Origin of the sequence: Alcaligenes sp. SMD-FA (assembly GCF_025960365.1) — a bacterium.
In the GTDB taxonomy this organism is placed as follows: Bacteria; Pseudomonadota; Gammaproteobacteria; order Burkholderiales; family Burkholderiaceae_B; genus Alcaligenes; species Alcaligenes aquatilis.
In genome coordinates this window covers 23,035-35,966 of record NZ_CP110108.1, presented here as the reverse complement: position 1 = coordinate 35,966, position 12,932 = coordinate 23,035, and the positions used below count along the sequence as shown (strand labels likewise).

The 12,932-nt window shown below is 57.3% G+C and carries 12 protein-coding genes; 4 read left to right on the top strand and 8 right to left on the bottom strand.

The window, feature by feature from the left end:
• Positions 1 to 5: 5 nt before the first annotated feature.
• Positions 6 to 761 carry an aspartate/glutamate racemase family protein gene (locus OKX01_RS00150; protein ID WP_108727011.1) on the top strand — a complete coding sequence of 252 codons (756 nt, stop codon included), beginning with the start codon at positions 6 to 8 and terminating at the stop codon, positions 759 to 761.
• A gap of 142 nt (positions 762 to 903) precedes the next feature.
• On the opposite strand, the gene OKX01_RS00145 is transcribed toward OKX01_RS00150, so the two are convergent.
• From OKX01_RS00145 to OKX01_RS00110, 8 genes are all read right to left on the bottom strand, one after another.
• Entirely contained in the window at positions 904 to 1,671 is a 768-nt protein-coding gene (locus OKX01_RS00145; RefSeq protein WP_230019536.1) for a GntR family transcriptional regulator, read from the bottom strand.
• 12 nt (positions 1,672 to 1,683) lie between these two features.
• The gene (locus tag OKX01_RS00140) at positions 1,684 to 2,100 is read right to left on the bottom strand and encodes an alpha/beta fold hydrolase (RefSeq protein ID WP_264672257.1); all 417 of its coding nucleotides are present in this window, start codon (positions 2,098 to 2,100) and stop codon (positions 1,684 to 1,686) included.
• A gap of 10 nt (positions 2,101 to 2,110) precedes the next feature.
• Positions 2,111 to 3,706 carry an ATP-binding cassette domain-containing protein gene (locus tag OKX01_RS00135; protein WP_249460684.1) on the bottom strand — a complete coding sequence of 532 codons (1,596 nt, stop codon included), beginning with the start codon at positions 3,704 to 3,706 and terminating at the stop codon, positions 2,111 to 2,113.
• Positions 3,703 to 4,683 (bottom strand): branched-chain amino acid ABC transporter permease, encoded by a 981-nt coding sequence (locus tag OKX01_RS00130; RefSeq protein WP_108727007.1) that lies wholly within the window; start codon positions 4,681 to 4,683, stop codon positions 3,703 to 3,705. The genes OKX01_RS00135 and OKX01_RS00130 overlap by 4 nt, the downstream gene beginning before the upstream one ends.
• On the bottom strand, positions 4,680 to 5,537 hold the full coding sequence (locus OKX01_RS00125; protein ID WP_264672256.1) for a branched-chain amino acid ABC transporter permease: 858 nt from the start codon (positions 5,535 to 5,537) through the stop codon (positions 4,680 to 4,682). The genes OKX01_RS00130 and OKX01_RS00125 overlap by 4 nt, the downstream gene beginning before the upstream one ends.
• Positions 5,538 to 5,604: 67 nt before the next feature.
• Entirely contained in the window at positions 5,605 to 6,762 is a 1,158-nt protein-coding gene (locus OKX01_RS00120; RefSeq protein ID WP_264672255.1) for an ABC transporter substrate-binding protein, read from the bottom strand.
• A gap of 391 nt (positions 6,763 to 7,153) precedes the next feature.
• Positions 7,154 to 8,236, bottom strand: a complete 1,083-nt coding sequence (locus tag OKX01_RS00115) for a TRAP transporter substrate-binding protein (protein WP_203226728.1) — start codon at positions 8,234 to 8,236, stop codon at positions 7,154 to 7,156.
• A gap of 74 nt (positions 8,237 to 8,310) precedes the next feature.
• Positions 8,311 to 9,150 carry a class II aldolase/adducin family protein gene (locus OKX01_RS00110; RefSeq protein WP_108727003.1) on the bottom strand — a complete coding sequence of 280 codons (840 nt, stop codon included), beginning with the start codon at positions 9,148 to 9,150 and terminating at the stop codon, positions 8,311 to 8,313.
• A 169-nt stretch (positions 9,151 to 9,319) separates the two neighbouring features.
• Between OKX01_RS00110 and OKX01_RS00105 the strand changes: the two genes are divergently transcribed.
• From OKX01_RS00105 to OKX01_RS00095, 3 genes are all read left to right on the top strand, one after another.
• A complete protein-coding gene (locus tag OKX01_RS00105; RefSeq protein ID WP_108727002.1) occupies positions 9,320 to 10,225 on the top strand; it encodes a LysR substrate-binding domain-containing protein in 906 nt (301 codons plus the stop codon).
• 119 nt (positions 10,226 to 10,344) lie between these two features.
• Positions 10,345 to 11,361 (top strand): ketol-acid reductoisomerase, encoded by a 1,017-nt coding sequence (gene ilvC / locus OKX01_RS00100; protein WP_264672254.1) that lies wholly within the window; start codon positions 10,345 to 10,347, stop codon positions 11,359 to 11,361.
• Positions 11,362 to 11,395: 34 nt separating this feature from the next.
• The gene (locus tag OKX01_RS00095; protein WP_230019541.1) at positions 11,396 to 12,901 is read left to right on the top strand and encodes a Rieske 2Fe-2S domain-containing protein; all 1,506 of its coding nucleotides are present in this window, start codon (positions 11,396 to 11,398) and stop codon (positions 12,899 to 12,901) included.
• Positions 12,902 to 12,932 lie beyond the last annotated feature (31 nt).

Genomic DNA, 12,932 nt, shown 5'->3' with positions numbered 1-12,932 from the left:
CTGTTATGACGACTGACAACTCTGACACCAAACGCCCCGTCCTGGGCCTGATCGTGCCACCGGCCGCCGGTCTGGTGCCTCCGGAAGGCCCGGAAATGTACCCAGAAATTGACTTCATCGCCCAAGGTCTGGCGCTCAGTTCGGTAGACAAGGAGGGCTATGACCAGGTCATTGACCAGGTTGTACAAGCGGCTCAGCAACTGGCTGCCCGTGGCGCCCAGGCCGTGTCACTGATGGGCACCTCGCTCAGCTTTTACAGGGGCTCGGACTTTAACGACGAACTGGTCGCCCGCCTGCGTGAAGCCACGGGCCTGCCATGCTCCACCATGAGCCACGCCATCTTGCGCGGCCTGCGTGTCAGCGGTATCGAGCGGGTCGCAGTAGCCTCATCCTACATTGACGACGTGAACCAGCGTCTGGTCCGTTTTCTGGCACAAAACCAGATTCAAGCCGTGTGCGCTTATGGTCTGGGCGTCAATGACGTCACGGCCATGTCGCAAATCAGCACGCAGGAGTTGGTCAACCTTTGCCTGAAAACCTGGGACATCGCCCAAGAGCAGGCTCCCGGTCAAGCACAAGGCTTGCTGCTGTCATGCGGGGGGTTGGTGTCGCTGGAAGCCGTGCGTCAGGTGGAAGATAAATTGGGCGTCACCGTAGTCTCCAGTTCTCCCGCCGGCTTCTGGGATCTGGTGGCAACCGCTGGCCTGGATTTGTTTCCGACCAACATGGGACGTCTGGCACAAGCGCGCCAAACCGCCTGATACCAGGTAGAGGTGGCCCCTCTCCACAACGATGGAAGGGGCACCTGAGGCTCTGACTCAACGCATGGTCGCCCGTCACCGTGACCGTCACGCTGCGGCCATCATTGCGTTTCATGAATGTCTGCCCAAAGGATCGGAAAAATCAGCTCAGTGAGCGGTGGCTCCCATCACTGCGCGACAGGCGCGTGACGTAGCGAAATTCATAAGGGGGGTAAAAGCTGACCGACACTTCCATGATCTTGCCCGCCTGATTGCGGAAAGTACGGATAATCAGCAAAGCCGGATCGACATCCTCGTACCCCAGAAAGCGTGCGACATGCGGTGGAAAACGCGAGGCGGAAATCTCCATATCAATGGTCTCCACTACGTCACCACAGCGCTCCTCCAACAGCGGATATACACCGCCAGGCTGAGTAGCTATCTGGTCAGCTACCACTTGGTACTCTTTACGCAAATAAATATCGGTCCAGGAAATGCCACGCTTGCTGCCCGGCACACTGCGGTAGGTCTCCACTTTCACCCAGTCAGTCGGATCGCCATCCAGCTCGGTTTCGGGCGGCTGCGTGTCTACACAGACCGCCTTTTTATACACGTGTAGATCGGTAAACTCCAGATAGCGCTGCAACTGGTCCGTAGTGTCCAGTGCCAGGCCAAACTGCGGCTTGGGATGCTGGCGAATCACGGTGGTACCGGCACGGCGGCGCCGCTCGATCAAACCCAGATCGGTCAGTTTGCGTATGGCTTCACGGGCCGTGTGCCGACCGACCCCGTACATCTGGCAAAGCTCCATCTCGGTGGGCAGCTTGGAACCGATGGGATAATGGCCCGAACGGATCAGCTCCAACAAGCGATCGCTCATGTTCTGATACAGGGTGGGCTTGGCGCTGGACTGGGATTCGGTGTTTGCCATACGGTTTTCAGCTTAAAGAGACTGGCGGCGCATCGCAGCCAGGGTGTCACGGGTGAACGGCTCGGAACATTCACTTTGGGAAAAATGCCCAATGCTCGGCCATTCTATATATTCCACCGGAACTTTGCCTTTCTGCAGCACACGCTCGACCTCTCTGGCGAACTCTGGCGGCACGAACCAGTCCTCGCTACCGTCCACAATCACCACCGGACAGTGAATGTCTTGCAAGCTCTGTTGCAGGCGAGAATCGCCAACGGCACAGATATCCGCAAAGGCCACCGCCGGAATGCAACACCGGGCGTCCGTCACGACTTCCTGCGCACGGACGCAGAGCTGACCAAAAGGCAAAGCCTGACGCCCGTCCGAGACCGCCACCTTGCCGGGGTGGCGCTGGGCATTAAACATGGCAACCTGGTAAATATTAGGCATGATGCGATGACTATGCGGCCCGGCCCAGATAGGCCGCCGCAATCTGCGGGTTGTTCAAAATGTCTTTGCTATCGCCCGCCAGACTCAAGCGCCCGGTTTCCAGTACAACAGCATGGTTGGACAACTTCAGTGCCAAGCGAGCGTTTTGCTCCACCAGCACAATCGTGGTGCCGTCCTGACTGATCTGGCGAATCGCACGGATTACTTCCAAAATGACTGCCGGGGCCAGTCCCAGGGAGGGTTCATCCAGCAAGAGCAGGCGAGGCTGGGACATCAGCGCACGGCCAATCGCGCACATTTGCTGCTCACCACCGGACAGGTGACGAGCCTGGCTTTTCTCGCGCTCCAGCAGGCGGGGAAAGTAGCCGTAAATACGCTCCAGGTCCACCGTCACCTCGACTTGATCGCGGCGCAGATACGCCCCCATCAAAAGGTTCTCGCGCACCGTCAGCTCCGGGAACAAGCGACGACCTTCCGGCGAGAGGGCGATACCCAAATTCACACGACGTTCGGCACTCATGTTCTGGATAGGCCGGCCTTCCAGCAGGATTTCTCCTGCGGCAACCGGCACCAAACCACTGATGGCTTTCATCAAGGTCGATTTACCGGCGCCATTGGCCCCGATCACGACGCACACACTGGCTTCTTCCACTGTAAAACTGACCTTGTCCAAAGCACGCACCGCGCCATAGGACACAACCAACTCCTTGAGCTCCAGCATGGGGGCAGGCTGGCTGGCCGTGGTCGCCACAACATCCTGGCTGGCAGCCGCTACCGAAGCCGAAAGTCTCGCTCCACTCTGGGCACTGGAGGAGCCCACAGGCGGTCTCAGCCTTGGCTCCCTGTCCAGGTCCGCGCCCAGATAAGCTTCAATCACCCGTGGATCCTGACGCATTTGTGCGGTCGGGCCTTCGGCCAGCAAACGGCCATTAACCAATACCACCAATTTTTGGCACAAACGCATCACCAGACCCATATCGTGCTCGACCACCATCACATCAATGCCGCTGGCGTGGATACGTTCAATCAGATCGGCCATCGCCACCGTTTCCACCGGGTTCAGACCCGCAGCGGGCTCATCCATTAAAAGCAGGCGGGGCATGGCCGTCAGGGCCATGCCCACACCCAACATCTTCTGCAAACCATACGCCAGCGAATCGGCCTGCTCATCGGCGACAGACTCCAGGCCAATCAAGGCCAGGGCTTGCTCTGCCTGCCGCGCCGCTTCTTGGCGGCCACGGCGCACACTCCACGGGGTGAACAGCGACCAGGGCGAAGGAAACTGACGAAACAGTGCGACGCGATACAAGTTTTCAAATACCGTGTGACCCGCAAATACATGCGTCATCTGAAACGTATGTACCAGACCCTGGCGCGCCAAAGACTCCACCGGGTGACCCGTAATGGCGACGCCGTCCATGGTGACACCCCCCGCGCTAGGCTTGGTGGCACCGGCAATCAGATTGAACAGCGTGGTTTTACCCGCACCGTTGGGGCCAATCACGCCGGTAATCTGGCCGGGGACCGTGCTAAAGGACACCTCATCCACCGCACGGATGCCACCAAAATGTCGGCTAAGGCCATGGACACTCAATTGCACGCTCATGTCACCTCCTTGCGCGCGCCGCGCCTCTTGCGCCACACACCAGCCAGGCCTTGCGGCATGAACAAGAGCAACAGAACCAAGGTCAGCCCGTAGATCAGACGCTGGTACTGCAGCAAGTCGCGCAACAGCTCGGGCAGGGGGATCAAAATCGCGGCTCCCACCACGGCACCGGCCAGGGCACCCACACCACCGAGCACATTCATGATGACAACGTCCACGGCGGTCCAAAAGCCAAAGGCATCAGGCGAGATATACCCTTTGTAATGGGCGTACAGACTGCCCGTCCAGCCGGCAATCAGGGCGCTAAGGACAAACACGCTGACCCGAAAACGCAGCACATTCAAACCACCGGAGCGCACCAGTTGCTCGTTCTGATGCAAAGAGTCCGCCACCATACCCCATTCGCGGCGATACAAGGCTCGCAGCACGAAATACACCACCAAGGCAAAGCTGACCGTCACCAGATAGATACCGTAACGCCCCTCAGGAATCGGCAAGCTGTCATGCAAGGACGGAATCTGCCCAAAGCCGTTATTGCCACCAAACAGTTCGTGGAACTCGACAAAGCACAGCACCACGGCTTCGCCCAGCGCGAAGGTCAAGAGCGCAAAATGCACACCCTTGATACGCATAAAAACAGGGCCGGTGATCACAGCTAACGCTGCCGTCAGTACTCCGGCGCCCAAAAACGCGGCTGGAAAAGACCAGCCATAATCTCGACTGAGAATGGCCGAGGCATAGGCCCCCAGCCCAAACAAAGCGCCATGCGCCAGCGAAAGCTGACCGATGCGCAAGACCAGATTCATACTCATGGCCAGGCAGGCGTACAGCGACACCATGATGGCCAGATGCAGAGCAAAACGCGGCTGTCCCGCCCATAACGGCCAACCCAGCAACACCACTACCACCACGACATGCCAGGCCCATTGCACAGCGCCATCGCGCGGATAAAAAGAAGCAGTTTTGATCGCGCTCATGACGACCTCCCCATCAAACCACGGGGTTTGACCAACAACACGGCCATCACAACCAGAAAGGACAGCATGGTGGCCACTGTCGCGTTATAGAAGGTGGACGCCACCGCCTCGGTAACACTCAGAATGAAGGCGGCAACCACCGCACCGGGCAAGCTGCCCAGCCCCCCCAGAACCACAATGATGAACGCCTTCACCACCACGGCTTCGCCCATATACGGATGCACGGTGTAGACCGGTGCCATCAAGGCGCCCGACAAACCGGCCAGGCCAGAGCTCAAGGCAAAGGTAAAAGCCATGACCTTCCAGGAGCTGACACCTTGCAGACGGGCCACTTCCCGGTCCTGCGCCACCGCCCGTATCGTCATGCCAATACGGGTGCGCTCGATCAGGAAGTAAAAGCCCGCCAGCGCCAAAATACTCATGCCTACGATCAGCAATTGATCCTCGGCGAAAAAGGCTTGCCCAATTTGCAAGGCGCCTTCCACCGGGCGAGGGACCGACTGATCATCCACCGAGAACAGCAACGAGATCCCGACCTGCAAGGTAATGGCCAAGGCCAGGGACATGATCATGCCGCCCATCTCGTCACCCACAAATCGCCGGAACAGGCCACGCTCGGCCAGCAAACCCAGGAGCCCCACCAATACGGCCGCTGCCGCGATAGAGGACAGGTAGGACCAACCAAACTGACCATAAAACACATACATGGCGTAGGCGCCCAGCATGTAGAACTCGCCGTGGGCGAAGTTCACCACCCGCAATATGCCAAACACCAGAGTGAAACCCAGGGCAACCAGGGCATACACAAACGTGGACATCAGGGCGATGATGGCGATTTGGATTGCGATCTGCATAATTGCTAACCATAGTAAAGTGCACTCCACCCCGGTGGCGCAGTGCGTACTGAAGCAAAACCGGGCACTAGGGGACGTCGAACTTGCTGATGACCTTGGCCTTGCCACCTTCGATCACACCCAGGTAGGCCGGGGTCGCAATCTGGTGATTCACGCCATAAACATCCTTTCCACCCCAAACAATCTCGCCTTGAATGCCATCAAAGCTGCTATGCGCTTGAATGCGGGCACGTACGGCATCGGTATCGTCCACCGTGCCGGCCTCGTTAATGGCCTTGAACAGCAGGCGGGTGGCATCGTAAAAGTAGAAAACGAAGTCATCCATACTGTTGCTGTGGATCTTGGCGTACGCCTGGCTCAACTTCTGATAGGGCTCGCTGGACGGATCGGCAGACAAATACACCAAAGTCCCTTCCGCATTGTTCGCACCGGCAGACTTCACGGTTTCGGCCACGTTATTGCCACCAAACTTGGTGAACTGGCCCTTGAACCCCATTTCACGTGCCTGACGGATCACAATACCGGCCGGGCCAGGTGGCACCGTATCGAGCTCGATAAAGTCCACATTCTTGGCCACCATGCTGGTGAGCAAGGTGCGAAAGTCGTTTTGCGAACGCTCGAAGAACTTGGCCTCGGCCACGTCATAACCGGCGTCCTTATAGGCAGCGGTCTGGATCTTTTGTGTGCTCCAGCCGGTCGCATCGTTGGGCGACAAGATCGCCAGACGCTTGAGTTCCGGGCGTTCCTGTTTCAACCAGCCAATCAACTGGCGGTTGTATTCATACTGGGTGGGCAAAACGCGAAACATGTACTGTGTATTGGCATCCAGCACTTCGGTCGAGTAGCTGTTGGACAGCATGATGATCTTGTTGCGTTCGGTAAGAGGCTTCATGGCCATGACCGAGGCCGAGCCAATCGGCCCGATGATGTACTTCACCTCGTCCTGATCGATCAGGCGGTGGGTCGCCGTGACCGCATCGGCTGCTTTGTAATGGTCATCGTAGGTCAGCACTTGGACCTTGTATTTCTTGTCGCCCACGTCCAGACCACCGGCCTGATTGATTTCATCCACGGCGATTTTCACGCCACCATCAATGGCTAGACCCCAGGACGCTCCTGGACCTGTCATACCGCCCACTACACCCAGCTTGAGCGTTTCAGCCTGGGCGCCCAGCGCGGCCACCATCCCTGCTGCTGCCAGTACACCCCAAATCCTGTTTTTCATGGGTTTATCTCTATTAATTGACCGGACATAATTATTATTTAACTCGAGCAACATGATAGTGCGGCCATTCTTGTCTATGTGAACATGGTTAGATAATGATCTTAAAACCAGTATTCATGGGAGTTTACGCCTAAATTCTAGGGAAAATACCGACAAAATATGTCTTTTTAATTGTGCGGACTTTATGTTATACATTCATATAAAAAAGTAATGGCTTACCTAACTACCCAAGCAATCTTCCGCATCCACACCGCCTGCCAGCGGACAAAAAAAAACCCCAACAGGGGCGTTTTTTGCCGGGGTCACCAAGCCTTGGGACGGCTACGGCGGACAAAAAAACCGCTTTCCATCACAGAAAGCGGCCGTCAGTCCTACTACTGCTGCCTGTCATTTATAGAGACACGGACTGCATGTACTGGTCAAACCTTGCCTCAGCAAAGCGAAACCAAAGCAATTCATCTTTTTGAAAAGCACGATAATCGGCATAGATGGTGCGCCATTGCGGATTGCTTTCGTTCAACTCCGCATACAGTTCCTGACTAGCCTTAAATGAAACATCCAACACTTCTTTAGAAAACGGCAGCACTTTGGCTCCCATACCAACCAGCTCCTTCAAGGCTCCCGGATTACGGGCATCGTATTTCGCCTGCATATCCAGATGCGCATACGTGCTGGCTGCCGAGACAATATCTTTGTAGTGCTGCGACAAACCGTCATACGCTTTCTTGTTGATCAGTAGATCCAGTCCTACTGAACCTTCCCACCAGCCTGGATAGTAGTAATAGGGCGCCACCTTGTGAAAGCCCAGACGCAGATCGTCATAAGGTCCCACCCACTCAGCGGCATCAATGACGCCTTTTTCCAGAGCCTGGTATACCTCACCACCAGCGATATTTTGTGGAATGCCACCCAGCTTCTCGATAACTTTGCCCGGCAAACCCCCAATGCGAATCTTCAGGCCCCGGATATCCTCCGGAGTATTGATCTGCTTGCGAAACCAGCCCCCCATCTGCACACCGCTGTTGCCACAGGGGAAGTTGACGATGTTGTAGTTGGCATAAAAGTCGCGCGTCAGCTTCAAGCCATTGCCGTGGTACATCCAGGCCGTCAGTTGGCGAGAGTTCATGCCAAAGGGAATGGCACAGCTCAAGGCAAACGCTTCATTCTTGCCAAAGAAATAGTAGGGCGCCGTGTGGGCCGCTTCCACCGAGTTTTGTTCCAGCGCATCGACCACACCCATGGCCGGCATCAACTCCCCGCCCGCATGCACGGAGATATTGAACTTGCCATCGCTTAGCTCACGCACTTTCTGCGCAAAGACTTCCCCGCCGCCATAAATCGTATCCAGGTGCTTGGGAAAGCTTGATGCCAGTCGCCAGCGCAAATTCTCTTGTGCCTTGACCACCGCAGGGGCCATGCCACTGGCCACAATGCCGGCCAGGCCGGTCAGTTTCAGCATTGCTCGTCGTTCCACGCTTGTGTCTCCTCGTTTTATTTATGCAAAGCCAGCAGCTTGCCCCCAACGGATCAAGCTGCCTGCGGGACGGGTCAATCAAACATATCGGGTTGGGTGCGCAACAGGTTTTCCCAGATAGGCTGAAAATGCAGCCAACCAATGTATTCGCTCCCTACGTGCTCGCGACTGTAGCGAGCGCGTTCGGGGGTCACCAATGTGGGTGTGATGCCCGTTGCGGCAATCATCAATTGCTGCTGGCAGCAACGCTCCAACGCAATAAACCAGAACGCGGCCGCTTCAATGCTGTGACGGCTGGCGGTCAGCAAGCCATGGTTCTGGTGAATGGCCGCTTTGACGCCCTCAAAAGCATTAGCCACTTTGTGGCCGGCTTTGGTTTCCACGGCAACCTGACCCGCTTCTTCACGAATGACGACATGGTCTTCAAAAAAGGCGGCGGCATCCTGCGTAATGGGCAGGATTTCCTGGCCCAGCGAGGCAAAAGCGGTGCCGTAGACGGTATGCGCATGACACATCGCCACAATGTCAGGATGAGCCTCATGCACAGCGGCATGGAGCACAAAACCAGCACGGTTCAGGGCGTAGTCTCCTTCCACAACCTTGCCTTCATGGTCAGCCAGGATCAGGTTCGAAACCTTCACGTCAGCAAAGTGCACGGCCATCGGATTGGTCCAGTACAAGCTGGGGTGCTCGGGGTCACGGATGGTCAGATGGCCTGCAAAACCATAGTCCAGACCATGCAGGGCGAAGGCACGGCAGGCAGCCACCAGGCGCTGCTTCAAATGCGTGCGTGCCTCTTCAAAAGAATCAAACTGGGGTTCTTCCGGGTAGATCAGGCCCTGCTGCTCGGGCTGATAAATCGACTTTCGGCCCGTCATGGCCAAAATTTCATTGATATCGGGTTTAGCGTTCATGGAAAGGTCTCCTTCGGGTTCGGCAAGGTGTTGCGTTGCCCGCACGCCAGCCCATCGAGCGCAACGTACGGGTGAAACGTACAACCATGGTAGAGGTCGAAAACCATGAATGACAAACGAAGCTTTTTCAGCTATTGATTAAAAATATTCACCTTTTTAAGGCACCTTCATGCGAGCCATCCCTAATTTCGCCTGGCTACGAGCCTTTGAATCCGCTGCCCGGCTAGAAAATTTCAGCCTGGCCGCCGATGAGCTGCACCTGACTCCTTCCGCGATCAGCCATCAGGTCAAGAGCCTGGAAACTCATCTGGGGCGCAGCCTGTTCGTGCGACATAATCGGCGTGTCAGCCTGAACAGCCAGGGCCAGGAGTTCTATCGGGAATTGACCCCCTTGCTGGACAAACTGGCCCGGCTTTGCGAGGACACACAGGACGAGAACGGGGACACGCCCGCCTTGACCGTGCATTGCGCCCCTAGCCTGGCGGTGAAATGGCTGGGGCCACGTCTGCATGCCTTCATGCGGGAGCATCCTGGTTTGGCCATCCATCTGCGCACGGACGCCACACCGCCCGATCTGCACCAGTCCACCGACATTGACTGCGTGATCAGCTACGGACACGCCCCCAGCCACGATCCCCGGTTGGTGGTGGAGTCACTGCATCCTGAACCCTTGTTGCCTTTATGCTCGCCCAAACTCTATGCCGATCTGGCGTTGCACCAGCCCTGGTACCTGCATTTGCCCTTGATCGATTCCACCGTCAGCCCGGTTAGCTGGGCCGACTGGTTTGGCAGCAATGGCCTGGCCGCCTCACCCGGCCCACGCCTGTCCTTTGATCGCGGTGCCATGGCAGTCGCTGCCGCGGTGGACCGGTTGGGCGTCTGCCTGGAAACACCGCGTTTTGCCGAACGCGAACTGGATAATCGGGAACTGATTATCTTGCCCGCCCCCAATGGTCGCAGCCTGCAACGCGAGATGCATTTTCTCTACTACCGCAATCACCGTGACACGCTCAAACGCGTGGAACACTTGCGTGAATGGCTGCTGCGCGAGGCCAGCCTGACCCCGATGCGCTAAGCAATATTGCTGCCCTAGGGATTTCCCCCGACCTGCCAATTTTTCCTTGACACCTCGAATATTGCCCCACAATACTGAACTCTGTATACAGAACACAGAATTCATCAAAAGGAGGCAGTATGAAGGTGTTTTATGACAAGGACGGCGATCTGGCCCTGGTGCAGCAACGCCGGGTTGCCATCATCGGCTACGGCTCCCAAGGTCATGCACATGCATTGAATCTGCGCGATTCTGGCGTGAAAGTGGTCGTGGGCTTGCGCCCCAACAGTGCATCACGTCAAAAGGCCACCACTGCCGGTCTGGCTGTGGCCGATATCCCGTCTGCCGTTCAACAAGCCGACATCGTGATGATGTTGCTGCCTGACGAGGATATTGCCCGCGTCTATGAGCAGGACGTCGCCCCTCATATTCGCACCGGTGCTGCGCTGGGCTTTGCCCACGGTTTCAACATCCATTACGGCCAGATCCAACCCCGCGACGACCTGGACATCATCATGGTCGCCCCCAAGGCACCCGGCCACACGGTGCGCTCCACCTATGTGCAAGGCGGCGGGGTTCCCCACCTGATCGCCATTCATGCCGACCGTTCCGGCCAGGCTCGTGATTTGGCCTTGTCCTACGCCATTGCCAATGGCGGCGGGCGCTCTGGCGTCATCGAAACCGATTTTCGTGAAGAAACCGAAACGGATTTGTTTGGCGAGCAGGCCGTGCTCTGTGGCGGCATGGTGGATCTGGTCAAGTGTGGCTTTGAAACCTTGGTCGAGGCGGGCTATGCCGAAGAAATGGCCTATTTCGAATGCCTGCATGAACTCAAGCTGATTGTGGATCTGCTGTACGAGGGTGGCATCGCCAACCTGAACTACAGCATCTCCAACAATGCCGAGTTTGGCGAATACCAGGCCGGTCCGCGCATCGTGACCGAAGACACACGCCAGGCCATGAAAGCCTTGCTGCGCGACATCCAGGACGGCACCTATGCCAAGAATTTCATCCTGGAAAGCCGTGCCAGCCAACCCTCTTTGAATGCCCATCGACGTCTGAACCAGCGCCACCGTCTTGAAATCGTCGGCGAGCAACTGCGCGCCATGATGCCCTGGATCAGCGCCCAGGCGCTGGTCGACCGAAACGTAGCCTGACCCTTTCCACCATTGATCTGTACACGAGGACGACATGACCGAAAAGAAACTGATTCCCTACGGCGGCTATTACACCAACCGCATTCCTGATCACGACCCTGAGTTGACCGAAGTCGGCCCTGGCACGCCCATGGGCGAGTACATGCGCCGCTTCTGGCATCCCGTGTGCATGGCAGCGGAACTGACCGATACCCCGCGTTTTCTGAAAATCATGGGTGAAGAGCTGGTCGCCTTCCGCGACAAAAGCGGTCAGATCGGCCTGCTGCACGCCCATTGCGCCCACCGTGGCGCCTCCCTGGAGTACGGTGCCATCCAGGAAAAGGGCATTATGTGCTGCTATCACGGCATGGTGTTCGACGTAGACGGAACCTGTCTGCATGTCCCTTACCCCAAAGGCGAAGAGGCCGAGGGCGAAAAATACGCCTGCTCCATCCGCCAGGGAGCTTACAAGGCCTTCGAGCGCCATGGCCTGATTTTTGCCTACATGGGCCCGCCCGATGCCGAACCTCCTTTCCCCGAATGGGAGGAAAACTTCACCGTCATGCCCGGTGATGAGCTGGTGGCGTTCAGCAACTTCCAGCACTGCAACTGGCTGCAAGTGCAAGACAATGCCGCCGACAACTTCCACCCCACCGCCTTGCACGCCGCCAAGAACGTGGTGGGCGGCAACTACCAGGGCACCACCTTTGACGAAGTAGGCGCGGCCTCCATGGAAGTGGCCCCCGACATGCAGTTCATCCCTGTACACAATGGCCGCAGCCTGGCCTGCGCGGGTGCCCGTCGTGCCAGCAAGGACAATCTGTTTATCCGTGTTCAGCACCAGGTCCTGCCTAATCTGAGCCTGCATGCCTACACTTCTGAGGACGGTGCCCAGCAAAAGTTTTTCAGCCGCTTTCACATCGTGCGCTGGACCGTTCCCGTTGACGACCAGAACAGCAAGATGATTGGCTGGCGCGTCATGGGCCCTGGCATTGATACACGCGCAGTGGGTAACAAGGATATGGTGGGCTACGAGACCATCGACTTTCTGGAAGGGCAGGTTGCCATGCGCCGTCCCGAACGCTTTGGACAATACAAGCTGGACGATCTGCCACCCATCCCGTCCGACCACCGTGCCCGTCACAACTACAAGGAATGCCAGCAGGCACCCGGCGATTACGAGGCCATCATCAGCCAACGCCCGATTGCCGTCCATGCCCTGGAGAACCCGACCAAGTTCGACGCTGGGCTGTACATGTTTCGCAAGATGTTGCGCGATGCCTTGCGTGGCTCCAACCCTGCGGCGACCCCTGAAGGCTTTGCCCAGTGGCTGAAAGATTGTGGTGGCGCCCCCAACAGTTATTGCTCGGGCAATGTTCTGGCCATCCCCGAGTCCGACGATCTCGCCCAGGAAGTCGCACGCCGTCGTCATGCCACCCGCGAAATCGTGCGCATCCTGACCTCGGCCGACAATCTGAAAGGCTCGGAACGCGAGGCTTTCGTCAAACAAAGCATGCAGGAACTTCAACAATCGCTCAGCGCTGTTGCTGCTGAGTCCTGATCGCCTGCGGCACCCGCTCCAACGGGGCGGG

What these genes read in the sequence shown, in the direction of transcription:
- OKX01_RS00110 (WP_108727003.1), bottom strand. Translation starts at nt 9,150, where the DNA reads ATGAACGCTAAACCCGATATCAATGAAATTTTGGCCATGACGGGCCGA.
- OKX01_RS00095 (WP_230019541.1), top strand. Translation starts at nt 11,396, where the DNA reads ATGACCGAAAAGAAACTGATTCCCTACGGCGGCTATTACACCAACCGC.
- OKX01_RS00150 (WP_108727011.1), top strand. Translation starts at nt 6, where the DNA reads ATGACGACTGACAACTCTGACACCAAACGCCCCGTCCTGGGCCTGATC.
- OKX01_RS00105 (WP_108727002.1), top strand. Translation starts at nt 9,320, where the DNA reads ATGCGAGCCATCCCTAATTTCGCCTGGCTACGAGCCTTTGAATCCGCT.
- OKX01_RS00135 (WP_249460684.1), bottom strand. Translation starts at nt 3,706, where the DNA reads ATGAGCGTGCAATTGAGTGTCCATGGCCTTAGCCGACATTTTGGTGGC.
- OKX01_RS00130 (WP_108727007.1), bottom strand. Translation starts at nt 4,683, where the DNA reads ATGAGCGCGATCAAAACTGCTTCTTTTTATCCGCGCGATGGCGCTGTG.
- OKX01_RS00140 (WP_264672257.1), bottom strand. Translation starts at nt 2,100, where the DNA reads ATGCCTAATATTTACCAGGTTGCCATGTTTAATGCCCAGCGCCACCCC.
- OKX01_RS00145 (WP_230019536.1), bottom strand. Translation starts at nt 1,671, where the DNA reads ATGGCAAACACCGAATCCCAGTCCAGCGCCAAGCCCACCCTGTATCAG.
- OKX01_RS00125 (WP_264672256.1), bottom strand. Translation starts at nt 5,537, where the DNA reads ATGCAGATCGCAATCCAAATCGCCATCATCGCCCTGATGTCCACGTTT.
- OKX01_RS00120 (WP_264672255.1), bottom strand. Translation starts at nt 6,762, where the DNA reads ATGAAAAACAGGATTTGGGGTGTACTGGCAGCAGCAGGGATGGTGGCC.
- ilvC (WP_264672254.1), top strand. Translation starts at nt 10,345, where the DNA reads ATGAAGGTGTTTTATGACAAGGACGGCGATCTGGCCCTGGTGCAGCAA.